The 24,822-nt window shown below is 52.9% G+C and carries 19 protein-coding genes and 1 pseudogene; 13 read left to right on the plus strand and 7 right to left on the minus strand.

Annotation, left to right across the window (positions count from 1 at the left end; translation table 11 throughout):
• Window positions 1-395: 395 nt before the first annotated feature.
• On the minus strand, window positions 396-1,373 hold the full coding sequence (locus DCX48_14975; GenBank protein QXE15708.1) for an oxidoreductase: 978 nt from the start codon (window positions 1,371-1,373) through the stop codon (window positions 396-398).
• 385 nt (window positions 1,374-1,758) lie between these two features.
• Here DCX48_14975 and csrD point away from each other — a divergent pair, with 385 nt between their 5' ends.
• The 8 genes from csrD (at window position 1,759) to tldD (ending at window position 14,133) form a co-directional block, all read left to right on the plus strand.
• Window positions 1,759-3,696 (plus strand): RNase E specificity factor CsrD, encoded by a 1,938-nt coding sequence (gene csrD, locus DCX48_14980; protein ID QXE15709.1) that lies wholly within the window; start codon window positions 1,759-1,761, stop codon window positions 3,694-3,696.
• 316 nt (window positions 3,697-4,012) lie between these two features.
• The gene (locus DCX48_14985; GenBank protein ID QXE15710.1) at window positions 4,013-5,056 is read left to right on the plus strand and encodes a rod shape-determining protein; all 1,044 of its coding nucleotides are present in this window, start codon (window positions 4,013-4,015) and stop codon (window positions 5,054-5,056) included.
• Window positions 5,057-5,229: 173 nt separating this feature from the next.
• Window positions 5,230-6,213, plus strand: coding sequence for a rod shape-determining protein MreC (gene mreC, locus DCX48_14990; GenBank protein ID QXE15711.1), 984 nt, complete (start codon window positions 5,230-5,232; stop codon window positions 6,211-6,213).
• Window positions 6,210-6,698, plus strand: coding sequence for a rod shape-determining protein MreD (mreD, locus tag DCX48_14995; protein ID QXE15712.1), 489 nt, complete (start codon window positions 6,210-6,212; stop codon window positions 6,696-6,698). The genes mreC and mreD overlap by 4 nt, the downstream gene beginning before the upstream one ends.
• Window positions 6,699-6,706: 8 nt before the next feature.
• Window positions 6,707-7,300 carry a septum formation inhibitor Maf gene (locus tag DCX48_15000; GenBank protein QXE15713.1) on the plus strand — a complete coding sequence of 198 codons (594 nt, stop codon included), beginning with the start codon at window positions 6,707-6,709 and terminating at the stop codon, window positions 7,298-7,300.
• Window positions 7,290-8,759 carry a ribonuclease G gene (locus DCX48_15005; protein QXE15714.1) on the plus strand — a complete coding sequence of 490 codons (1,470 nt, stop codon included), beginning with the start codon at window positions 7,290-7,292 and terminating at the stop codon, window positions 8,757-8,759. Before DCX48_15000 ends, DCX48_15005 begins: the two co-directional genes overlap by 11 nt.
• A 41-nt stretch (window positions 8,760-8,800) precedes the next feature.
• Window positions 8,801-12,631 carry an AsmA2 domain-containing protein gene (locus DCX48_15010; protein ID QXE15715.1) on the plus strand — a complete coding sequence of 1,277 codons (3,831 nt, stop codon included), beginning with the start codon at window positions 8,801-8,803 and terminating at the stop codon, window positions 12,629-12,631.
• Window positions 12,632-12,687: 56 nt separating this feature from the next.
• Window positions 12,688-14,133 carry a metalloprotease TldD gene (gene tldD, locus DCX48_15015; GenBank protein QXE15716.1) on the plus strand — a complete coding sequence of 482 codons (1,446 nt, stop codon included), beginning with the start codon at window positions 12,688-12,690 and terminating at the stop codon, window positions 14,131-14,133.
• Window positions 14,134-14,236: 103 nt separating this feature from the next.
• On the opposite strand, the gene DCX48_15020 is transcribed toward tldD, so the two are convergent.
• From DCX48_15020 to aaeR, 3 genes and pseudogenes are all read right to left on the minus strand, one after another.
• Window positions 14,237-14,830 (minus strand): hypothetical protein, encoded by a 594-nt coding sequence (locus DCX48_15020; protein ID QXE15717.1) that lies wholly within the window; start codon window positions 14,828-14,830, stop codon window positions 14,237-14,239.
• Between the two features lie 9 nt (window positions 14,831-14,839).
• Window positions 14,840-15,178 (minus strand): annotated as a pseudogene (locus DCX48_15025) (hypothetical protein).
• A gap of 108 nt (window positions 15,179-15,286) precedes the next feature.
• Window positions 15,287-16,222 carry an HTH-type transcriptional activator AaeR gene (gene aaeR / locus DCX48_15030; protein ID QXE15718.1) on the minus strand — a complete coding sequence of 312 codons (936 nt, stop codon included), beginning with the start codon at window positions 16,220-16,222 and terminating at the stop codon, window positions 15,287-15,289.
• Between the two features lie 620 nt (window positions 16,223-16,842).
• On the opposite strand from aaeR, the gene DCX48_15035 reads away from it, so the two are divergent.
• The 4 genes from DCX48_15035 to DCX48_15050 all read left to right on the plus strand — a co-directional run bounded on the left by DCX48_15035 (window position 16,843) and on the right by DCX48_15050 (window position 21,613).
• A complete protein-coding gene (locus tag DCX48_15035) occupies window positions 16,843-17,046 on the plus strand; it encodes a DUF1656 domain-containing protein (protein ID QXE15719.1) in 204 nt (67 codons plus the stop codon).
• 7 nt (window positions 17,047-17,053) lie between these two features.
• Entirely contained in the window at window positions 17,054-18,019 is a 966-nt protein-coding gene (gene aaeA / locus DCX48_15040; protein ID QXE15720.1) for a p-hydroxybenzoic acid efflux pump subunit AaeA, read from the plus strand.
• 11 nt (window positions 18,020-18,030) lie between these two features.
• On the plus strand, window positions 18,031-20,019 hold the full coding sequence (aaeB, locus tag DCX48_15045; protein QXE17262.1) for a p-hydroxybenzoic acid efflux pump subunit AaeB: 1,989 nt from the start codon (window positions 18,031-18,033) through the stop codon (window positions 20,017-20,019).
• A 139-nt stretch (window positions 20,020-20,158) separates the two neighbouring features.
• Window positions 20,159-21,613, plus strand: coding sequence for an NAD-dependent succinate-semialdehyde dehydrogenase (locus tag DCX48_15050; protein ID QXE15721.1), 1,455 nt, complete (start codon window positions 20,159-20,161; stop codon window positions 21,611-21,613).
• Between the two features lie 98 nt (window positions 21,614-21,711).
• Here DCX48_15050 and DCX48_15055 read toward each other — a convergent pair whose 3' ends face one another.
• Complete coding sequence (locus tag DCX48_15055; protein ID QXE15722.1) at window positions 21,712-22,263, minus strand: ribosome-associated protein; 552 nt, start codon at window positions 22,261-22,263, stop codon at window positions 21,712-21,714.
• A 296-nt stretch (window positions 22,264-22,559) separates the two neighbouring features.
• On the opposite strand from DCX48_15055, the gene pmbA reads away from it, so the two are divergent.
• Window positions 22,560-23,900 (plus strand): metalloprotease PmbA, encoded by a 1,341-nt coding sequence (pmbA, locus tag DCX48_15060; GenBank protein QXE15723.1) that lies wholly within the window; start codon window positions 22,560-22,562, stop codon window positions 23,898-23,900.
• Between the two features lie 71 nt (window positions 23,901-23,971).
• Here the strand turns inward: pmbA and DCX48_15065 are convergent, their stop codons facing one another.
• Together DCX48_15065 and DCX48_15070 are read right to left on the minus strand one after the other, a co-directional pair.
• A complete protein-coding gene (locus DCX48_15065) occupies window positions 23,972-24,382 on the minus strand; it encodes a nucleoside diphosphate kinase regulator (protein ID QXE15724.1) in 411 nt (136 codons plus the stop codon).
• A 164-nt stretch (window positions 24,383-24,546) separates the two neighbouring features.
• Window positions 24,547-24,819 (minus strand): PTS phosphocarrier protein NPr, encoded by a 273-nt coding sequence (locus DCX48_15070; GenBank protein ID QXE15725.1) that lies wholly within the window; start codon window positions 24,817-24,819, stop codon window positions 24,547-24,549.
• Window positions 24,820-24,822 lie beyond the last annotated feature (3 nt).

The raw sequence follows: 24,822 nt of genomic DNA on the forward strand, positions 1-24,822 counted from the left end.
CGATGAGCTTACTTAAGTAAGTGATTCGGGTGAGTGAACGCAGCCAACGCACATGCAGCTTGAAGTATGACGAGTATAGATGAATTGCGGTAGAAACCGCGGTAGGAGAGATGAAATACTTTTTTGCAGGGTGTAACAGCCACCCGCAGGTACCCTATGTTACTGATAGTGCGCCGAGCGATGATAATGGATAGATCGTAAAGACGCTGTGAATACATCCTTGTATGCTCGAGCCGCGCAGATATGAATCTCATCCCTGAGATTCACCCTTTCAGGGCCGTCGCAAGCGACGTTCAAAGGCGTTCCTGACACCTTTGTCCCTGTCGCGGACGCTTTACTCTTCTATTCCATTATCATCGTTTTCGTTCTGTAAATTGGTGCATCAACGAAATACGTTAGCTGATTTTCACCAGCGTGCGGCCTGTGACTTTGTTGTCCAGCAGTGCAGCGGCGACGGCGGGCACGTCTTCCAACCCGATTTCCTGTGTCACCTGCTGGTAGAACGACTCAGGCAAAATGGCGGCCAGACGATCCCACGCTTGCTGACGGCGAGCCAGCGGTGCCATGACGGAATCTACGCCTTGCAGGCGAACATTACGTAAAATAAATGGCATCACGGTTGTTGGCAGCGCGATACCGCCCGCCAGACCGCACGCAGCAACTGTTGCGTTGTAATCCATCTGTGCCAGCAGCGTCGCCAGTACGTTGTCGCCGACGGTATCAACCGCGCCAGCCCAACGTTGTTTTTCCAACGGGCGAGGGCTCTCGGTGAATTCGCTGCGATCCAGCACCTGTTTGGCGCCCAGTTTTTTCAGATACTCGGTGTTGTCAGCACGGCCGCTGACGGCGGTAACCTGATAGCCTAGCTCTGCAAGCAGGGCGACTGCCGTGCTGCCGACTCCACCGCTGGCACCCGTCACAATAATGTCACCGCTTTCCGGAGTGATGCCACCGTCTTCCAGCGCCATCACGCACAGCATCGCAGTAAAGCCTGCCGTGCCAAGAATCATGGCGTTACGTGCGTCCAGCGAAGCGGGGAGCGGCACCAGCCAATCGCTCTTCACGCGCGCCTGTTGTGCCAGGCCGCCCCAATGGTTTTCACCCACGCCCCAACCGGTCAGGATGACGGGCTGACCGACAGTAAACCGATCGCTGTCACTGTGGCGCACGGTCCCGACAAAATCGATCCCTGGAACCATCGGGAAATTACGAATAATTTTGCCTTTGCCTGTAATGGCAAGCGCATCTTTATAATTAATACCAGACCAACTGATATCAACAGTCACATCCCCGGCGGGAAGCTGCTCTGCGTCAATCTCGCGAATCTGAGCGTGGGTCAGTCCGTCTGACTGTTCAAGAACTAAAGCCTGCATGGGCTATCTCCTGTAGCAGGATTAAAATGGGGAAGTCATTAACGACTATATACCCGTCATACTGCAAGTTGCATGTGTGTTGGCTGCGATACTCGGCACACTTGCGTGTGCCTCGCCCCGCTGGGGCCGCTGCAAGCAGCGTTCAAATCTGCCTTTGGCAGATTTGTCACTCACCCGAATCACTTACTTGTGTAAGCTCATCGGGATTCCCTCTCTTGCCGCCTTCCTGCAACTCGAATTATTTAGGGTATAGTTATTACAGATACTATTTGTTAATACAGTTACCTTCGCTAGTGTTGGTACTATGCGTTGTAGCTGACTTATGCGAACTGATAAAAAACAACAAACTCGCAGAAATGACAATTATTTGGAATAGGACGCAGGGATGGGATTTACGACCAGATTCTCGATACTCATAGTATTGCTGACGCTTCTCGCAATTTTTCTTATGTTTTTCAGTAGTATATTTAGCCTCTGTTATTATAGCCAGTTGCGGACCGAGCAACAGTTGCGTGAGGTCACGGCCAGTATCGATCAGGCATTATTAGTGCAATCGCCCGAAAACATCCAATATTGGCTACCGGGAATGATGAAAACGGCAGGCATTGTCGCGCTGGAGATTCAGGATAACGATTCGCCCCTCTACTCAATACAGCTGCCCGAGGCTGGCTGGGAACGCACGCACCTCTACCATGAGGTCGAATTCCCGCTGATGCACCATACGAATATGGAGATTGCCTTAAAATATGTCGATCCGCTGATTGGTTTACCGCGCTTCGTGGTGTCGACGCTGTCGGTGTTGCTGGCTGCTGGTCTGATGCTCCTGATGCTGTATTTCTCCATCCGCTGGTTACGCCATCAGGCAGCCGGACAGGAAGAGTTGGAAAAGCGCGCACAGCGTATTCTCAAAGGCGAGCGTGAATCGGTTATGCAGGGGTCGGTACGTGAATGGCCGGTCAATACCAGCGGGGCGCTCGATCAACTGTTGTCAGATTTAGTGGAAGCGCGGGAGGAGCGTGGGCGGGTTGATACCTTAATCCGTGCTTTCGCCGCGCAGGATGCCGAAACCGGGCTGAGCAATCGTCTGTTTTTTGATAACCAACTGACCACACAGTTGGAAGATGGTGAAGAGGTGGGGACGCACGGCATCGTCATGATGATCCGTGTGCCAGATTTTGAAACGTTGCAGGAAACGCACGGCTATAGCAATGTGCTTCAGGAGTATCGTTTTACGCTGGTAAACCTGCTGTCGACATTTGTCATGCGTTATCCCTCTGCGCTGCTGGCGCGTTATTTCAGCAGCGATTTCACTGTATTACTCCCTCACCGTACGCTAAAAGAAGCCAATGCGATTGCCACGCAACTGGTGAAAGCCATCGATATTCTTCCTGCCTGCCCGTTGATCGACCGGGAGGAGGTTCTTCACATTGGTATCTGTGCCTACCGTGGTGGGCAAAGCGCCGAGCAGGTGATGGAAAGTGTGGAAGATGCAACGCGCAATGCGGTATTGCAGGGCGGTAACAGCTGGTGCGTGTTTGACAGGCAAGTGCCAGACAAGAGTCGCGGCAGCGTAAAATGGCGAACTTTGTTGGAACAGACGTTGGCGCGCGGCGGCCCGCGACTGTATCAAAAGCCTGCGGTCACAAAAGAGGGCGTTGTGCATCATCGTGAAATGATGAGCCGGATTTATGACGGAGAACAGGAACTGCTCGCAGCCGAGTATATGCCTCTGGTGCAACAACTGGGACTAGCGACCAGTTATGATCGGCAGCTAGTTGCACGAATTGTTGATTTGTCAGCGAACTGGCCCGGAGAAACACTGGGTCTACCGGTAAGTGTAGACTCACTTTTGCAAAAACCTTTTTTGCGTTGGCTGAAAGAAATATTGCTGCAATGTCCTAAAACGCAGCGGCAGTGCATTTTATTTGAACTTGCAGAGGCAGATGTTTGTCAATATATCGGCCGTCTGCGTCCGGTTCTCAATTTGATCCTGGGATTAGGCTGTCGTCTGGCAGTTACGCAGGCGGGGTTGACGCTGGTCAGCACGACGTATATCAAGTCACTTCCCGTGGAGATCATCAAGCTTCATCCCGGGTTGGTGCGCAGCCTTGAACGTCGTCCAGAAAATCAGCTTTTTGTACAAAGCCTGACCGAGGCGTGTAAAGGAACGCAAACGCGGGTGTTTGCCGCGGGTGTGCGTACCAAAGAGGAGTGGCGGATGCTGTTGGGCAAGGGAGTTTATGGTGGGCAAGGCGATTTTTTTGCCACATCAGTCCTTGTAACAGATGAGCTGAAAAAATATTCACCGCAGCATCGTGTTTAGTATAAACGTCCTGTTCAAATTGACGTAGAATGAGGCGGTTGTTAAATCGGTTAGTGTGTGCTTACGTTAGCGCCAATCCGATTAAATGTTAGATTTTATGTCCTGTGTTAGCGCAATTCTGTCGGGTGGACAGTGGTAAGATGCCTTGCCGCCTGAGGAGAAGGCATTCTGTGCCTTCTCCCTGACGCCGACGTGCGCAACACAGACTTATTTTTCACCGAAGCAGAGCCTTTTCGTGCCTTGTCGCTGCTTCGTGTGGTTGGTAAAGTAGGCGGATTTATTTTTCGCCCCCAGCTTGCAGGATTATCCTTTAGTTATGTTTAAGAAATTTCGTGGCATGTTTTCCAACGACTTGTCCATCGACCTGGGTACCGCCAATACCCTGATTTATGTTAAAGGGCAGGGCATCATACTGAATGAACCCTCTGTGGTTGCGATCCGTCAGGATCGTGCCGGTTCCCAAAAAAGCGTTGCGGCGGTAGGTCATGACGCTAAGCAAATGCTGGGCAGAACGCCTGGGAATATTGTGGCGATTCGCCCGATGAAAGATGGTGTGATTGCAGATTTCCAGGTGACGGAAAAAATGCTGCAGCACTTCATCAAGCAAGTGCATAGCGACAGCTTTATGCGTCCTAGCCCGCGCGTGCTGGTGTGTGTTCCTGTAGGAGCCACGCAGGTTGAGCGTCGTGCCATTCGCGAATCTGCGCTAGGTGCAGGTGCCCGTGAAGTGTTCCTGATCGAAGAGCCAATGGCGGCAGCGATCGGTGCTGGCATGCCCGTATCCGAAGCAACCGGTTCTATGGTTGTGGATATCGGTGGTGGTACCACGGAAGTTGCGGTGATCTCGCTGAACGGCGTGGTGTACTCCTCTTCTGTACGTATTGGCGGTGACCGCTTCGACGAAGCGATCATTAACTACGTTCGTCGTAACTATGGTTCACTGATCGGTGAAGCGACGGCAGAACGTATCAAGCATGAAATCGGTTCTGCTTATCCGGGCGACGAAGTGCTTGAGATTGAAGTGCGCGGCCGTAACCTTGCTGAAGGTGTACCGCGTGGGTTCACACTGAACTCCAACGAAATTCTGGAAGCGCTGCAAGAGCCGTTGACGGGTATCGTCAGCGCGGTGATGGCAGCGTTGGAACAGTGCCCACCGGAACTGGCCTCCGATATTTCCGAGCGCGGTATGGTGTTAACTGGCGGCGGTGCGCTGCTGCGTAACCTGGATCGTTTGCTGATGGAAGAAACCGGTATTCCGGTTGTGGTAGCTGAAGATCCGCTGACCTGTGTTGCCCGTGGTGGTGGCAAGGCGCTGGAAATGATCGACATGCACGGTGGCGATTTGTTCAGCGAGGAGTAATCCTGTCTGGAAAAGGGGGGACCGGATGGATGAACGCCTGCGTTTTTCATCTCTCGTGGTTACCCCTTTTTTATTTGCCTGCTCAATGAAACTCACCCTACGGGGTGCTGCTTTGTGACGTTAAAAATCGCCAAAGGCGATTTGAGGTTGCTGTCGAGGAATACGCAAATTCTATGAAGCCGCTTTTTAGCAGGGGGCCTTCCCTGCAATTACGACTTTTTCTTGCTGTCGTTACCGCGATTGTCGTGATTGTTGCGGACAGTCGGCTCGGTTCGTTCGTCAAAATCAGAACGTACATGGATACCACTGTCAGCCCATTCTATTTTCTGGCGAATGGGCCCCGTCAGGCTCTGGACAATATGTCTGCATCACTGGCAACCCGTGAGCAATTAGGTCTTGAAAACACCGCACTGCGTCAGGAACTGTTGATGAAAAACAGTGACCTTTTGCTGCTGGGCCAGCTTAAGCAGGAAAATGCGCGGTTACGTGAACTACTGGGCTCGCCGCTGCGTCAGGATGAGCAGAAGATGGTGACACAGGTGATGTCCGCCGGAACTGACCCTTATAGCGATCAGGTTGTGATTGATAAAGGCCAGGCGAACGGCGTGTATGAAGGGCAGCCGGTCATCAGCGATAAAGGCGTGGTCGGTCAGGTTGTGGCGGTTGGCCAGTTTACCAGCCGAGTTTTGTTGATTTGTGATGTTTCCCACGCGTTGCCGATTCAGGTGCTACGCAATGATATCCGCGTGATTGCCGCCGGTAATGGCTGCACCGACGATCTGCAACTAGAGCACCTTCCTAACAATACAGACATCCGAGTGGGTGACGTGCTAGTCACATCGGGTCTCGGTGGACGTTTCCCCGAAGGGTATCCGGTCGGTGTAGTGTCATCGGTCAAAGCAGATACGCAGCGTGCCTATACGATTATTCAGGCACGCCCGACGGCAGGACTACAGCGCCTACGCTATCTATTGTTGCTGTGGGGCGTGGAAAATAACGCCAATACGTCGCTGCCGCCAGCGGAAGTGCATCGGGTTGCCAATGAGCGCCTGATGCAGATGATGCCGCAGGTGTTACCTTCACCTGACGAAATGGGGCCGCCGCTTCCACCTGATGTCGCTACGCCCGCCGTTGAGCCGCAGAGAGGCCGCCAATGAACCGTTATCGCAGGCATGGCAACTGGATTATCTGGCTTTCTTTTCTGATCGCCATGGTCTTACAGATTATGCCGTGGCCGGATGAAATCTACATGTTCCGCCCCTCCTGGCTGACGCTGTTTCTGATTTACTGGGTGATGGCCTTGCCACATCGAGTGAATGTCGGTACCGGATTTGTGTTGGGCCTGATTATGGACCTGATTCTTGGGTCTACACTGGGAGTACGGGCGCTGGCACTTAGCATTGTTGCTTATCTGGTCGCCTTTAAATTCCAGCTGTTCCGGAATATGGCGTTATGGCAGCAGGCATTAATCGTCATGCTCTTGTCGCTGCTGATGGATCTCACGGTGTTCTGGGCAGAATTTTTAGTTATTAATGTCTCTTTCCGGCCGGAAACATTCTGGAATAGCGTCGTTGATGGCGTACTCTGGCCGTGGTTGTTCCTGCTGATGCGTAAAATTCGTCGTCAGTTTACTGTGCAATAAGGTAATTCATGACCCAGCTTTATCTGGCCTCCGCTTCTCCCCGCCGTCGCGAACTGCTCACGCAGCTCGATATTCCTTTTTCTGTGCTGAATGTCGCGGTGGAAGAACAACGTTTACCAGAGGAAGCTGCGGAGGTTTACGTCCGGCGTCTGGCGCATGAAAAAGCGACCGCGGGTGTCGCGGCTGCACCGTCCGATTTACCGGTTCTGGGTGCGGATACCATCGTGGTGCTGAACGGTCAGGTATTGGAAAAACCGCAGGACGAAACTCATGCGGCAGAGATGCTGGGCCAGTTATCAGGAAAACAACATCAGGTGATGACCGCCGTCGCGCTGGCAGATAAAGACGATATATTGAGCTGTCTGGTAATAACCGATGTCGTCTTTCGCCCGCTTTCGCAGCAGGATATCGAACGGTATATCGCCAGCGGTGAACCGATGGATAAAGCGGGCGCTTACGGTATTCAGGGCAAAGGTGGATGCTTTGTCCGGTCACTTAACGGGAGCTATTACGCGGTCGTTGGGCTGCCTCTGGTAGAAACCGATGAGCTATTCAGTAATTTTGCTGCATTGCGGAGTGCAAGAGGAAAACATGACTGCTGAGTTACTGGTAAACGTTACACCGTCAGAAACGCGCGTTGCCTATATCGACGGCGGGATTCTGCAAGAAATTCACATTGAGCGTGATGCGAAACGCGGTATTGTCGGCAACATTTATAAAGGCCGCGTGAGCCGCGTCCTGCCGGGCATGCAGGCGGCGTTTGTGGATATCGGCTTAGATAAAGCCGCGTTCCTGCACGCATCCGATATTATGCCGCACACCGAATGCGTTGCCGGTGACGAACAAAAGAATTTTCACGTCCGTGATATCGCCGAGCTGGTGCGTCAGGGACAGGACCTTATGGTTCAGGTGGTCAAAGATCCGCTGGGAACCAAAGGCGCGCGTCTGACTACCGACATCACACTGCCGTCGCGCTATCTGGTGTTCATGCCTGGAGCATCGCACGTTGGTGTTTCACAGCGCATTGAGAGTGAAGTGGAACGCGATCGCTTAAAGAAAACGGTCGCTGACTATTGCGATGATGACGGTGGTTTTATCATTCGTACCGCAGCGGAAGGGATCGGTGAAGAAGAACTCTCGCAGGATGCGGCCTTCCTGAAGCGCCTGTGGGGCAAGGTGATGGAGCGCAAAAAGCGTAACCAGAGCAAATGTAAGCTCTACGGTGAAGTGGCGCTCGCACAGCGAATCTTACGTGATTTTGCCGGCGCTGCGCTGGATCGTATTCGGATTGACTCCCGCCTGACGTATGAAGCGCTGCTGGAATTTACCTCCGAATATATCCCAGAGATGACGCGCAAACTCGAACACTATGCGGGTAAGCAGCCGATTTTTGACCTGTTTGATGTGGAAAATGAGATCCAGCGTTCACTGGACAGAAAGGTTGAACTGAAGTCCGGTGGCTATTTGATCATCGATCAGACAGAAGCCATGACGACCGTTGACATCAACACGGGAGCATTTGTCGGCCACCGCAATCTGGATGAAACCATTTTCAATACCAATACGGAAGCGACGCAGGCTATTGCGCGACAGCTGCGTCTGCGTAACCTCGGTGGCATCATCATTATCGATTTCATCGATATGAATAACGAAGATCACCGTCGGCGGGTGCTGCATTCACTGGAGCAGGCGCTGAGTAAAGATCGAGTCAAAACCAGTATTAACGGCTTCTCTCAACTAGGATTAGTCGAGATGACGCGCAAACGCACGCGTGAGAGTATCGAACACGTGTTGTGTCATGAATGCCCGACATGTCATGGTCGTGGCACTGTGAAGACGGTAGAAAGCGTCTGCTATGAAATCATGCGTGAAATCGTGCGCGTCCACCACGCTTATGACACCGACCGTTTCCTAGTCTATGCCTCACCGGCTGTCGGGGAAGCGCTGAGAAGTGAAGAGTCGCACGCGTTAGCTGAGGTTGAAATTTTCGTCGGCAAGCAGGTCAAAGTACAAATCGAACCCCTGTATAGCCAGGAGCAGTTTGACGTCGTAATGATGTAAATTCGTGCGCTCGTCGTCGGCGACGAAAGAAGGAGAAATTAGTGAGGCGACTGCCCGGAATATTAGTCATCACGGGTGCCACTCTTGTCGTGATGGTTGCGCTGTTAGTCAGCGGCTTAAGACTGGTGCTGCCACAGCTCGATCATTTCCGGCCACAGTTGGTGGCCTGGGCGCAGTCTGCTGCCGGTGTTCCGTTAGAAATCGGCTCAATGACAGGGCGCTGGGAGTCCTTTGGCCCCACGCTGGAAATTGAAAAATTTCGCACGTCTCTGCCGGAATCTGACTGGCAGGTTGATCGCATTACGCTGGCGCTGGATGTGTGGCAGTCGCTGCTGCACGGGCGCTGGCAGTTTCGCGATCTTACATTTCATCAGTTAAAGCTTGATCTTAATAGCCAATTTACTGGGCAGCAGCAGGATAGCAAACTGATGGAGTCAGGAAAGGTCAGCGATCTTTTCCTGCGCCAGTTTGACCACTTTGATCTGCGTGATAGCCAGATTACCTTTCTTACCCCTTCCGGTTCCCGAGCGGAGCTGAGTATTCCTCAACTGACCTGGCTGAACTCCGACAAACGTCACCGCGCAGAAGGGTTGATCAGCCTGTCGAGTTTTAACGGCCAGCACGGTGTGGTGCAGATGCGCATGGATTTGCGCGATGAGCAGGGGTTGCTTGGCAACGGTACGTTCTACCTGCAAGCTGACAATATTGATATGAAGCCGTGGCTCAGCCGCTGGATGAAAAACAACACTGGGCTGGAAAGCGCAGATTTTAGTCTGGCGGCGTGGCTCAATGTCCGTGATGGTGGCATCCACAGTGGTGATGTACGCCTTAATCAGGGGACGGCAAGCTGGGGTGAGGGAAGTGACGCGCATCGCCTGAACGTGGATGATATGACGTTACATGTCAGCCGTCAGGAAAATGGCTGGCAGGTGGATGTTCCCACGTTGAATCTGGCAACGGATGGCGTCGCTTGGCCGAAAGGTCGGCTTTCCGCCCTGTGGTTGCCGAAAAATGAACACATGCTGGGGCCCGATCGGCAGGAAGAGCTGCGCATTCGAGCTAGTAATCTGGCGCTGGAGCGTGTGAGCACGCTGCTTCCTTTGTTGTCCGGCACAACGCCAGCCTTGAAAGCGCGCTGGGATGAGCTGCAACCGATGGGTACATTGAATTCCGTTGCCGTCGATATCCCTCTGCAACAGCCAGAGAGAAGCCGTTTTCATGCCAATTGGCAGGATGTGAGCTGGAAGCAGTGGAAATTGCTGCCGGGAGTCGATCACTTCTCCGGTTCTGCTCGCGGTAGCGTCGAGCGTGGTCAGGTCAGCGTAGCGTTAAAGCAGAGTACGCTGCCCTATGTGGATATGTTCCGCGCACCGCTGGAAATCAAGCAGGCCAGCGGTACGATAGACTGGCGTAATGATGCGCAAGGCCTGTCGCTCTGGAGCCATGGGCTGGATGTACAGGCGAAATCACTATGGGCTAACGGTGATTTCCGTTACGAACAGCCAGTAAAACAGGAACCGAAACTGGATATTCTGGCGGGGATCCGGCTGACCGATGCGGCGGATGCCTGGCGCTACTATCCTGAACTGTTTATGGGCACTGATTTGGTGGACTATCTGAGCGGTGCGCTGAAAGGTGGCCGCGTCGATAATGCGACGCTGATCTTTGCCGGTAATCCGCAGCATTTCCCGTATACCCACAACGAAGGCCAGTTTGAAGTCTGGGTGCCGGTTAAGGATGCCACCTTTGAGTTCCAGCCGGGCTGGCCTGCGCTAACGCCGCTGGATATCAATCTGGATTTTGCCAATAACGGTCTGTGGATGTTTGCGCCGCAAACCTGGCTGGGTAAGGTGGAAGGCAAAAATATTAGCGCGGTCATTCCTGATTATGAAAAAGAGATGCTGCTTATTGATGGCGAACTGGACGGTCCAGGGCCTGAAGTGGGCAACTATTTTCATCAGACACCGCTGAAATCCTCGCTGGGCACCGCGCTGGATGAGCTGAAAATTGGCGGGCCGGTGAAAGGCACGCTGCATCTGGATATTCCGCTCGTCGGTGACGATGTCCGCGCTAGCGGCGATATCGCGCTGAATAATAACAGCCTGTACATCAAACCGCTGGATACCACGATTAATAATCTCACGGGTAAGTTCCGCTATGAAAACGGTAATTTACGCAGTGAAACGCTACAGGCGAATTGGCTGAATCAGCCGATGGCGGTCAATTTTACGACGGAAGAGCAAGCGAAGGCTTTTCTGGTGAATGTGGGCTTGCAGGGAGACTGGCAGCCAGCGCTATTGCCCGGTTTACCGGCGTCGGCAAGCAAAGCGTTGTCCGGCGCGGCTAACTGGAAAAGTACGGTTGCTGTCAACCTGTCGCACTCGGGTAAAACAACCTACGATGTTGATGTACAAGCTGATTTAAATAAAGTAAGTAGTCACTTACCTAACCCGCTAAATAAGCCTGCTGGCGAGAACCTGCCGCTGGAAGTTAAAGCCAGCGGTGACCTGAATGGTTTTACTATGCAGGGTCGAGTGGGCAAAGATAACCGTTTCAATAGCCAATGGTTGCTGAAAGGCGACACCGTGATGCTGTCGCGAGCAAGCTGGCAGAATGCGGCAGCAACGGCACCGGCATTACCAGAAGATTCCGCTTTGGTGCTCGATCTCCCGCCGCTGGATGCAGAAAGTTGGCTGGGGCTTCTGCCATCGCTGCGAGCCTCGACGTCGTCGGAAGGGAAAAAAGCACATAGTTATCTTCGTTTTCCTGAAGCGATAACGCTGCGAACGCCTGAGCTACAACTGTTAGGACAGCAGTGGCACGATCTGGAAATTACGCGAAAAAATACGCTTGGCGGCAGCGAAGTACAGGCGAAAGGACGTGAAATTGACGGAAAGGTTGAGATACCCAATCGCGGCATGTGGCGCAGCGACATCAATTATCTCTACTACAATCCTCAGTGGAAAGGCAACGAAGCGACCAACCCGGTGGCGCTGGCGGAGAAAAAGTCGCCGCTGAATGACCCGAGTATCAGTTTTGAGGACTGGCCGTCGCTGGCGGTTAACTGTCGCCAGTGCTGGATTATCGGGCAGAATATGGGACGTATTCAGGGAACGATGTTGCCAGAAAAGGAAAAGTTAACGCTGACGGACGGTATCATTGATACAGGCAAGGCTCGTCTGACGGTAAACGGGTCCTGGCAGGAAAACGCAGAAGGCGTGCGGACTGCGCTAAAAGGCCGCCTGACGGGAGATAGTCTGGAACAGAATGCTAACTGGTTTGGTGTAGATTCACCGCTGAAGGCCGGTTCTTTCGATGTAGATTACGATCTGTATTGGCGCGGGACGCCTTGGGCACCGGATATTGCCAGCCTGAGTGGAATATTGCACACGCGCATTGGCAAAGGTGAAATTGCCGAAGTCGGTGCCGGTCAAGCGGGTCAATTACTGCGTTTATTGAGCTTCGATGCGCTGATGCGTAAGCTGCGGTTCGATTTTAGTGATACGTTTGGTCGTGGATTCTATTTCGACTCGATTAGCAGTACCGCATGGATTAAAGATGGCGTGCTGCATACTGATGATATGCTGATCGACGGGTTGGAGGCGGACATCGCGATGAAAGGCGATCTCGACCTCGCTAAGCGACAGGTCAATATGGAAGCGGTTATCGCCCCGGAAATTTCTGCGACAGTGGGCGTGGCGACTGCATTTGCCGTCAATCCGGTTGTGGGTGCCGCGGTGTTTGCTGCCAGTAAAGTACTGGCACCGCTATGGAACAAGATTTCGCTGATTCGCTACCAGATTTCCGGTAGCCTCGATCAGCCAAAGATTCAGGAAGTGCTGCGTGAGCCGAACAAGAAGAAAGGCGAATAATGCCGTTAGGGCAGCGCAGCGTACTCAGCCGATTATTTGATAAAGAGTGAAAAACTATGAGCCTTTCGTTTGTCAGTGAGCAGTTACTCACCGCCAACAAATTGAATCTTGACGATCTCGCCGCTGTGCTGGGGTCGCTTAATGAGCGTCGACTGGATTATGCCGACCTCTATTTCCAATCCAGCTACCATGAATCCTGGGTGCTGGAAGATCGCATCATCAAAGACGGTTCCTATAACATCGATCAAGGTGTTGGTATCCGTGCGATTGACGGTGAAAAAACCGGATTTGCGTATGCCGATCAGATCACGCTGAATGCATTGCACCAGAGTGCGCAGGCAGCACGCAGCATTGTGCGGGAACAGGGCACCGGTACGGTTCGCACGCTGGGTGAAGTATCGCATCGTGCGCTCTATCCAACGTTGAATCCACTCGATAGCCTGACGCGTGAAGATAAGATTGCGCTGTTGCAACGTGCTGATACGGTCGCACGTGCTGCCGATACGCGGGTGCAGGAAGTGTCAGCTAGCTTGACCGGCGTGTATGAGCTGGTGTTGGTGGCTGCGACGGACGGCACGCTAGCGGCAGATGTGCGTCCTCTGGTTCGTCTGTCGATCAGCGTGCTGGTCGAAGAGGAAGGTAAACGTGAGCGCGGCGGTAGCGGCGGCGGCACACGTGGCGGCTATGAGTATTTCTGGGAAGTGACGGACGGCGAACCTCGCGTTGATGCGTGGGCGAAAGAAGCGGTACGTATGGCACTGGTTAACCTGTCTGCTGTGGCTGCTCCCGCAGGGCCGATGCCTGTGGTGCTGGGCGCAGGCTGGCCGGGCGTGCTGCTGCATGAAGCGGTCGGTCACGGTCTGGAAGGTGATTTTAACCGTCGCGGTACGTCAGTGTTCAGCGGACAGATGGGCAAACTTGTCGCGTCAGAACTGTGTACGGTGGTGGATGACGGTACGCTGACCGGACGTCGTGGTTCTCTCTCTATGGATGACGAAGGTGTCCCGGGACAATACAATATCCTGATCGAAAACGGCATTCTGAAAGGGTATATGCAGGACAAGCTGAACGCTCGTCTGATGGGCGTAGCGCCGACCGGCAACGGTCGCCGCGAGTCTTATGCGCATCTGCCGATGCCGCGTATGACAAACACCTACATGTTGGCTGGGAAATCCACGCCGGAAGAGATTATCTCCAGCGTTGAATACGGTCTGTATGCGCCAAACTTTGGTGGCGGTCAGGTTGATATCACCTCTGGCAAGTTCGTCTTCTCGACATCCGAAGCGTACCTGATCGAAAAGGGTCGTATCACCACGCCAGTCAAAGGCGCGACGCTGATTGGTTCCGGCATTGAAGCGATGCAGCAGATCTCTATGGTCGGAAACGATCTGGCGCTGGATAAAGGCGTTGGCGTGTGTGGCAAAGAAGGCCAAAGCCTGCCAGTCGGCGTTGGTCAGCCTACGCTGAAGCTGGAAAGCCTGACCGTCGGCGGCACCGCATAATTCGTTCTGATACCCAGAGTCCCCTTTGAAACCGCGCTTTTATCAGCGCGGTTTTTTCTAGGGAGCTGTTATGTTGTGGATCGCAATGTAGCAGATCACAAAATCAGGACACGGCAGCAATAATCGATTTGAGCTGCTTGATGTGTATCTCATCCCTCTGTACCAAAACATCTTCCTTAATTTTGAGAACAATGCCTTTTAACAGGTCTGTTGTGCTGGAGATGTTTGTCGTGGTTTTTAGTACGTCAATGTCTGTCGCAACATGTCTGCCTTTAAGAGAAAGGCGCTTCTCGGATTTTCCTTTTGCCAAATCACTTTGTAGAAAACGCGGGATATCTTTTGCCGCTGCGTGGTCAGCCGCCAGAGTGTGAAGATAGTATTTCATCAGGGTGGGAATAAAATCGGGTTCCCCACCTAATTCGCAGCTTGCCAGATTTAGGATGTCTATCATGTGCGCGGGGACTCGACTTTCCAGTGCTTTACGCTGCACATCTAGTGCTTTCTTAATCATGGGGGTGGACTGATGAGGGATGATGGCAACATTCCCGCAGCGATCGCAAACGCCCACTAGAACCTGTCTCACCACGCCACTGTTATCACTGAATGGGACGTCTTTAAGTTGAAACGTCGCTGTTTCATATGATTGGCAGGTATTACAGAGCGTTGCCTGTGTATCGCCGACTTTGAAAATTTTCATGTCATCGCCTCAATGGTGGACGCTAATAAAGACACAATCCGGCTCGGTAAAGTACCACTTGATATACCACGGCACTCCTCGATAGCGGCAACGGATGATATGAACATCAACATGTGCTGCAAAATGATGGGGTGAAGAAGAGTAGGATGTCCCCGTTGATTTATAAATAATATCAATGAGTTATGTTATTGATATTTGTCCGATTGCCAGCAAATTCTTCGTGCTGATATTCCCTCTGGCTTCATGCAGCACATTACCTGACTGCAAACAGACGATAAGCTGCTTTTTGGCATTCTTGAACCCCATCCCCTCACCCGTATTGTACGAATTTATTCGTACGTTATCCATGTGATTTTACTCTCCTGAACGAAGAGAGAGGTATAACGCACAGATGCTGGGATGGGGATGCGTTTTATATGAAAGAGGAAAACGCTTCGCATTTTCTCTTTGCAAAACCTACTTTTTGTCCTCGCCATGATCCTGCCGATAGCTTTGATATGTAAGGGCGACGTTCTTGAAGTATTCCGTCATATAGTTAATGCAGACCTGTACTTTTAGCGGCAGGTTGTCTTTGCGGGTGTAAAGCGCGTAGACCGGGCGCGGATCGGAGTGGTAGCGGTTGAATAGAATCTCGATTTCGCCACGATTGATTTCGTCCACAATCCACATGAGCGGAATATACGCGATACCCGCTCCGATCTTGAGCCAGCGTACCAGCGTTTGCGGATCGTTGGTGACAAAGCGCCCCTGTGGTGTGACGCGGGTCGAAATGCCTTCCGGTGCAATCAGTTCGAATTCACTGTCGGGCCGCACGCTGTATTCCAGCCAGGAAAAATTCACCATATCTGCTGGCTTATCCGGCGTGCCGTGCTGCGCCAGATAGCTTTTCGCGGCACAGACCACCATCGGCATCGAGCCTAAACGTTTCGAAAACAGGGTGGAATCCTGTAGTGCACCGACGCGGATAACGATATCCAGTCCGTCGGCGATCAGGTCGGGAGCCGGAATGCCGGTGACCAGATTGACGGACAAACCAGGATATTCCTTCAGCATCGCGGCAGTCATGGTGGATAACACATTCTGCGCCATGGTAGACGAACTACCAATGCGTAGCGTGCCGATCGGCGTGTTGTTGAAGGCATAAAGCTGTTCGTGTACCTCATGAGCTTCATGTAGCATTCTACGGCAGCCGTGATAGTAAATTTTTCCCGCTTCCGTCAGACCAATACTGCGCGTACTGCGGTTCAGCAGCTTAATCTGTAGTTCATCTTCAAGCTTGGAGACGGTCTGGCTGACGGCGGATACGCTCATCTGCAACTGGCGTGCGGCGGCGGTAAAAGAACCACATTCCACCACGCGGGCAAACACCGACATACTCTTTAGTCTTTCCATTATTCACTCTGGCTTAAAAGTGATTTAGATCACACTATGTAGATAAGGTGATAATAAGCATCCATAATATAGCCTATCCGGTGATACCGAGTGGAACATTGTCCGCTCAAGGCTCCCCAATAATTATTTATCCAATATATAGCCTAAATAATTCGAGTTGCAGGACAAAAACGGCAAGGTGTTTTTGAACAGAGCTTGCGCTGACCCCGAAGGGGTGAGGCCATCAGGCCGAATAACGCGGCAAGCGAGGGACAAATTCGTCTGGAACGAATTTGACCAGCCAACGGCTGGCCTTCGGTGAGAGACAGGATGTCTCTCATTTCATCCCGATGAGCTTACACAGGTAAGTGATTCGGGTGAGTGAACGCAGCTAACGCACATGCAGCTTGAAGTATGACGGGTATAGAGTAATACGCTGATTCCCCATCGTTAGTCAGTCCCTGCTGACATCGCTACTCATCAGTTTAACGCTATCCAATCCGTTGGCCGTCAGCCTGCGGGATGAAGCGCTTTTGTCGATGCTGAACGTCAGCACTACGCTGCGTTATTGCACCACATAATTGACCATCCGGTAGCACACTTGCTCGCTACCGCTATCTACTAGAAAAAAGGAAAAGAGGATGAGTTCACTCCCGGTTATGGTGCTGTTCGGGCTGTCATTTCCCCCCGTATTTTTTGTCTTGATGGTGTCGCTGACCCTATTTTTTGTTGTGAACCGTCTGCTGCAACCGACGGGTATCTATGACTTCGTTTGGCATCCTGCGCTGTTTAACAGCGCGCTGTTCTGCTGCTTGTTCTATTTACTGTTCCGTTACGGTCTGTGAGGCGTCTGTGAAAAGTTTCTTTTTAACCTTGTTTAGGCAGCAGGCCGCGCTGACCAAAAAACTGAGTCGTGTGGTCATCACGCTGGTGATTGTGCTGTGTGCGATTGTGGCCATTTTTCGTGTCTGGGCGTTTTATACCGAATCGCCCTGGACGCGAGATGCCAAATTTACGGCGGATGTGGTGGCGATCGCGCCGGACGTCAGCGGGTTGCTGACCGACGTTCGTGTCACGGACAATCAGTTGGTGAACAAAGGCGATGTGCTGTTTGTCATCGACCAGCCGCGTTACCACCAGGCCGTGGCGCAGGCGGAAGCCGATGTTGCTTACTATCAGGCGCTGGTGACGGAAAAACGCCGGGAATCAGGACGTCGTGCGCGGCTGGGCGTCAGTGCGATGTCACAGGAAAATATCGATCAGTCCAACAATGCGCTAGAAACCGCAACGCACCAGCTTGCTAAAGCGCAGGCGGTAATGTCTCTGGCGAAATTGGAGTTGGATCGTACCGTGGTACGCGCGCCTGCTGACGGCTGGGTCACCAACCTGCATGTGCAAAGCGGCGAGTTCATTGAACGCGGTAATACGGCGGTCGCGCTGGTGAAGAAGGATTCGTTTTACCTGCTGGCGTACATGGAAGAGACCAAGCTCGAAGGCGTTCGCCGTGGCTATCGTGCGGAAATCACCCCGCTGGGTAGCGAAAAGATATTTTACGGCACCGTTGATAGCGTGGCGGCTGGGATAAATAACAGCAGCAACAGTGCGAATACTAAAGGCCTGGCTAACGTAGATTCTAATCTGGAGTGGGTGCGTTTAGCGCAGCGCGTGCCGGTAAAAATTCGCCTCGATCGGCAAATGGGCGACCTCTACCCAGCTGGCACGACGGCGACTGTGGTGGTTACTGGCGAGCAGGTCAACAATGACAAAAAGCCTTCGCCACTTATCCGCCTTCTTTATCGCCTGCGTGAGTTTGGCTAAGTGAGGCGATGATGAAAACCTCGTCATTAACAGGATCCTTGTTCTTTACAACACCGAAGTTTGCGCGCCTTCGCTTCGCTTTCAAACTGAGCTTTGCGATTGTGCTGTCCCTGTTTCTGGGTTTCCACCTACAGCTGGAAACCCCGCGCTGGTCGGTTCTCACCGCGGCGATTGTCGCTGCTGGCCCCGCATTTGCTGCAGGTGGCGAGCCGTTTTCCGGTGCAATTCGCCATCGTGGTATGTTACGTATTATTGGGACTTTTATTGGCTGTATTGGTGCACTTGTCATCATTATCGCTACCGTTCGTGCGCCTGTGGTAATGCTGATGCTGTGCTGTATTTGGGCCGGCCTCTGTACCTGGGTTTCCTCGCTGGTTAAAGTCGAAAACGCCTATATATTTGGGCTGGCGGGTTATACCGCGCTGATTATCATTGTCTCTACGCAGGGAACGCCGCTGCTGACGCCGCAGTTCGCTGTGGAGCGCTGTAGCGAGATTGTGCTGGGCATCGTCTGCGCCATTCTGGCGGATTTGCTGTTCTCACCACGATCGATCAAGCAGGATGTTGACCGTAGCATCGGTGAACTGCTGGTGGATCAGTATCGGTTACTGCAACTCAGCATGAGCGGGACGGAGAAAGAAGCGATAGATGCGGCATGGCATGCGTTGGTGCGCAAAACGACCGCGCTCAGCGGTATGCGCAGTAGCCTGATGCTGGAGTCCTCGCGCTGGCAGAACAGCAATCGCCGCTTAACGTCGTTGCATACGCAATCGCTCATGATGATCACTCAGGTGTGTGAAACTTACCTGATTTTGCAGGATGTTCCGACCCCTGTAAAAAGTAGCCTGAAGATGGTGTTGGATCAGCCTGTTGAGTCATTGCGGGATGTGCATTGCCGTGTGAAAGCATTGCGTCACCTGATCGCTGCTGACAGCCGTGACGTGCCGCCTACGTTGATCGATTGGGTTGGCGCGGCGACGCGCTATCTGCTGCTGGCGAAGGGTGTGCAGGCCAACGGACGCCTCAACACGATAGAAGCTGACGTGCTGAACAGTGATGTAGAAATTAAAGCGCCCTCGGCGGAAACTCATCACGCCATGATTAACGGTTTACGCACCGGTGTGGCGACGGCGCTAGGCTGCCTGTTCTGGCTCAGCACTGGCTGGACGTCTGGCAGCGTGTGTATGGTGATGATTGCGGTGGTGACGTCGCTTGCCATGCGTTTGCCAAATCCACAGATGATGGCGAAGGATTTTCTTTTTGGAACGATCTATGCGCTGCCACTGGGTGCGCTGATGTTCATGTTTATCATGCCGTCAACGCAGCAAAGTATGCTGCTGCTGTGTCTGAGTCTGGGGGGGATGGCTTTCTTTCTCGGGCTTGAAGTACAAAAGCGTCGGCTAGGCTCGCTGGGTGCATTGGCCAGTACGATCAATATCCTGGTGCTGGATAACCCGATGACATTCAACGTTAGCCAGTTTTTGGACAGCGCGATCGGCCAGATCATCGGCTGCTTTCTGGCGCTGATGGTGATCATGCTGATCCGGGATAACACCAAGGCGCATACGGGGAGAACGTTGTTGAATCGCTTTGTGTATGGTGCGGTTTCGGCACTGACCACCAACAGAGCGCGGCGCAAGGAAAATCACTTGCCTGCGCTGTATCAACAGCTTTTCCTGCTGCTGAACCGCTTTCCTGACGACATTGCCAAGTATCGCCTTGCCCTGTGGCTGATCATCATGCACCAACGTCTGAGAACGCTGGATATTCCGCAAAACGCTGCGCTGTCTGCTTTTCATCGCCAGATTCGTGCAACGGCGGAGCAGGTGATTTCAGCCCGACGCGATGCTACGCGCAGCCGCTATTTTGCGCAGCTGTTGGATGAACTTGAACGTTATCAGCAGATGCTGACAGAACAGCAGCTTCCCCCGAGCGTGACTGCGCCCGTGGGTCGATTGACTGGGATCCTGCGTGATTATCAGCATGCGCTGAGCAACTAATGTTAATGGACGAGACAGCGCGACCAGTCGAACGATTAATCCGAGAGTGGCGCAGGCCGTGTTCATCACTTCTATACTGAATTATCCATAGCTTCCCTCAGAACGTAAGGGAATATGACCATTTTCAGGAGGTAACACGATGTCAGGAAACCATTTACAGGATCATGAACTGTTTAAAACGGGCTACTTCGTTGCGGGGAAGTGGCAGCAGGGCGCAGCCACTTTCGAGGTGGTGAATCCGGCGACGGGTGAGTCTATTGCCCGTGTAGCGAAAGCGGGAAAGAAAGAGACGCAGGCGGCGATTGACGCTGCCCATGCCGCATTCCCCGCCTGGAAGCGTAAAACCGCGAAGGAACGTTCTGAAATTCTGTATCGCTGGTACGAGCTGATTCTGGAGAATAAACGCTATCTGGCGGAGTTGATGACCGCCGAGCAGGGCAAACCGGTGCAGGAAGCCGAAGGCGAAGTCGTTTATGCGGCGAATTTCATTCAGTGGTTTGCTGAGCAGGGAAAACGCGTCAACGGCGAAATTATTCCCCCCGCCAAGCCCGGTTCGAAGATTTATGCCACGCGTGAACCCGTTGGCGTCGTTGTTGCGATTACGCCGTGGAATTTCCCGCTGGCGATGTTGACGCGTAAGTTAGGACCGGCGCTGGCGGCGGGGTGTACCGGCGTGATAAAACCCGCGAACAACACGCCGCTGTCTGCATTTGCACTGTTGGCGCTGGCACAACAGGCGGGCGTACCGGATGGTGTACTCAACGGTGTCGCGGGCGATACGCAGGCGATTAGCGATACCGTCATGGCGAGCGATAAAGTACGCAAAATCTCCTTTACTGGCTCAACGGCAGTAGGGAAAACGCTGGTGCGCAACGCCGCCGACACCATGAAGAAAGTGTCGATGGAACTGGGTGGTAACGCGCCTTATATCGTGTTTGATGATGCGGATATTCAGGCCGCGGTGAAAGGCGCGATCGCTAACCGCTTTCGTAATGCAGGTCAGGTTTGCGTCAGCGCCAATCGGTTTTATATTCAGGACGGCGTCTATGATGAGTTTGTTTCCCTGCTTGCGGAAGAAGTGAAAAAGCTGAAGGTCGGCAACGGTATGGATGACGGTGTCGTGCTCGGCCCACTGATTGACGAGGCTGCTGTCGAGAAGGTGGAAAAACACGTCAATGATGCGGTGGAGAAAGGCGGCAAGGCGCTTGTTGGCGGTAAACGACACAAGCTGGGCCACAGCTTTTTTGAACCGACAGTGATTGTTGACGCTAACGAAGCGATGCTGCTTGCGCAGGAAGAAACCTTTGGCCCGGTTGCCCCGTGTTTTCGTTTCAAAACGGAAGAAGAGGTGATTCAACGCGCCAACAATACGCCGTTTGGTCTGGCGGCTTATTTCTACAGCCAGAATTTGCAGCGTGTGTTCCGCGTGGCAGAAGCGTTGGAGAGCGGCATGATTGGCATTAACGAATGTGCCGTTTCGACTGAGCTTGCGCCATTTGGCGGCGTGAAAGAATCGGGGCTAGGCCGCGAAGGCTCTGTACTGGGGCTAGACGAGTTTCTGGAAGTGAAAACCTGGCACGTGGGCGGGTTGTGATCTGAATGGATGTCGCGATCTGAATTGATCGTGAACGCAATGAGATACAGGTAATACACGGGATGAGTGAATTATTACTCCTCATCCCGTTATCGCCGTTAGTTTGTGGTTTCAGCCAGCTCACGCAGATATTGGAAGATCTGACGTGCGGCTTTCGGCGGTTTGTTAGCCGCTTTTTCTTTCTGCGCGTTGCGCACCAGAGAACGCAGCTGCTGACGGTCGGCATGTGAATACAGTGCCAGAATCTCTGGAATCACATCGTCTCCCTCGGTAATCAGGCGGTCGCGCAGTTGTTCCAGTTTGTGGAATAATGCCACCTGCTGATTATGACGGTTGTTCAGCTTATCCAGCGCGATTTGGATTGGTTCTGGATCGCGGGCGCGCAACAACTTACCAATCAGCTGTAGCTGACGGCGGCGGCCTTCTCTCGTGATCCGCTGCGCTAGCTCCACTGCCGCACGCAGATCGTCGTCCAGTGGGATCTTTTCCAGGGCATTTTTGCCCAGATCAACCAGTTCCGCACCGAGATCTTTCAGCGCTTCGGCATCGCGCTTTATTTCGCTTTTACTGACCCAGATAATTTCATCATCTTCGTCGTCTTCTTGATTATCCGGGACGTCATTCAGCCAGTCTTCGGGTTTTTGTTTCATGGTTGGCTCCTAAAAAGTGTCCAGGAGCAATTCTTAACGCTACGCGTAGCGGCTCCGGGATGGTGAACAGCGTGCCCACCAGAAAAAAGAGGCTGATACTAACAGGTTTGGGCTTTGTGCGAAATTGTCCGTAGATCCTGTTAGACTAGAAAGCATTATGCTACACCATTTTTATGCTCGTCATACTTCAAGTTGCCTATGCGTTGGCTACGCGAAGTATTTAAAGTATACCTCCCCTTTGTGCTTGTTGCGGGGATGATGATGGTGAGCTTTCTTCCACTCATTATGGCAGAACAATGACGATAACTACTCAGGTTGCAGAGCAGCGTAAAGCGCTGGAACTCGCGGTTGCTCAGGCGCTGGAACTGGCGAGTGCCGGTTCTGATGCGGCAGAAGTCGCGGTGTCAAAAACGACGGGGATTAGCGTCAGTACCCGTTATGGTGACGTTGAAAATGTCGAATTCAACAGCGATGGTGCCTTGGGCATCACGGTTTATCATCAACAGCGTAAAGGCAGTGCATCGTCTACCGATCTCAGCCCAGATGCGATAGCGCGTACCGTTCAGGCCGCGCTGGATATTGCGCGCTATACCTCTGTCGATCCTTTTGCTGGCCCGGCGGATCGCGATCTTCTGGCGTTTGACGCGCCGGATCTGGATCTGTTCCATCCAACCGAACTGGATGCGGATCGTGGCATTGAGTTAGCGGCTCGCGCAGAGCAGGCTGCATTACAGGCTGACAAGCGTATCACCAACACCGAAGGCGGCAGCTTTAACAGTCACTACGGCGTTAAGGTGTTCGGCAATAGCCACGGCCTGCTGAAAAGCTACTGCTCCAGCCGTCATTCCATGTCCAGCTGCGTGATTGCCGAAGTTAATGGCAATATGGAACGGGATTATGCTTACACCATCGGCCGTGCGCTGGAGGATTTGCGTAGCCCTGAATGGGTGGGCGAAGAGTGTGCGCGCCGGACGTTATCCCGGCTGTCACCGCGTAAACTGCCAACCATGCAGGCACCGGTGATGTTTTCTGCGGAAGTGGCAACGGGCCTGTTTGGTCATTTGGTTGGTGCCATCAGCGGCGGCAGCGTTTATCGTAAATCCACTTTCCTGCTGGATAAACTGGGCCAGCAGATTCTGCCAGAGTGGCTGACGATTGAGGAACATCCGCACCTGTTGAAAGGGCTGGCTTCTACGCCGTTCGATAGCGAAGGTGTGCGGACGCAGGCGCGTGACATTGTGAAGGCTGGCGTGTTGCAGACTTGGCTGATGACGAGTTATTCCGCGCGTAAACTGGGGATGCAGAGCACCGGCCACGCTGGTGGTATCCACAACTGGCGGATTGCCGGACAAGGTTTGGATTTCAACGGTATGTTGAAGCAGATGGGCAAAGGCCTGTTGGTGACCGAACTGATGGGACAAGGTGTTAGCGGTGTAACGGGGGATTATTCCCGTGGGGCATCCGGTTTCTGGGTCGAAAACGGCGAAATTCAGTATCCGGTCAGCGAGATTACGATCGCGGGTAACCTGAAAGACATGCTGCGTAATATTGTGACGGTGGGGAACGATATCGAAACCCGAAGCAATATCCAGTGTGGTTCCGTGTTGCTACCAGAGATGAAAATCGCAGGGGAATAAACCTGGCTTGCATGAGTAACCGTCGCCGTCGGCAGTGTCCGACGGCTGTTACTCTATAGCATTTCTCCGGCTTAGCGGTGGTACTCGCCTGCGGCTTCTGGCTGATAGAGTAGTTCTAGCACTTCAATTCGCGTTTCTTCACCGTTTGGCAGTTGCCAGGTGATAGCGCTTCCCACATGCATTCCCAATAGTGCTGCGCCCAGCGGAGCCATCACCGACAGCGGTTCTTTACTGTCCTTCACAGCGGCTGGATAAACCAGCGTGCGAATATGCTCTTCATTGGTATTCAGATCGCGGAAACGCACCCGACTATTCATGGTGACGACATGTGAGGGAATCGATGCTGAAGGCAGAATTTCTGCCCGATCCAGTTCGTCATTCAACGCCTGTGCGATATCGCTGTCCGCAAAGGCGGGCTGCTCCAATAACTTATCCAGACGTTCTGCATCCAATTCACTGATTGTCAGGTTAGGTTTCGTCATACTCCTCTCCAGTTGATGTTTTCAGATGATATAAAAATAACCCCCCGCGCCCAGAGGAGCAGGGGGTATAAGAAAATATGATATTAGGGATAGTAGGAGGTTCGGGGGGGAAAGTGAAGCGATCCTTGTCACGAAGGCCTGTTGATAGCCTGCTAAGGAAATGGCTAGTCTTCGTCGAACCCCGCTTCGAACAGCCCGATGACGGCAGCAAGCGCCTGTTCTTCGTCTTGGCCAGTGGCTTCTACTTCGATGAGTCGGCCTTTGGCCGAGTCCAGCATCAGCATGGCAATCACGCTACTGGCTTCCGCTTCGGTGCCGCTGTCATTGCGCAGTATCACTTCCGCATCAAAGCTCTGCACCAGCTCGAACAGCTTCATCGCTGGGCGAGCATGCATACCCAGCTTGTTTTTAATTTCAACCGTTTGCCGGACTGTCATTGG

Source organism: Pectobacterium atrosepticum (assembly GCA_019056595.1).
In the GTDB taxonomy this organism is placed as follows: domain Bacteria; phylum Pseudomonadota; class Gammaproteobacteria; order Enterobacterales; family Enterobacteriaceae; genus Pectobacterium; species Pectobacterium atrosepticum.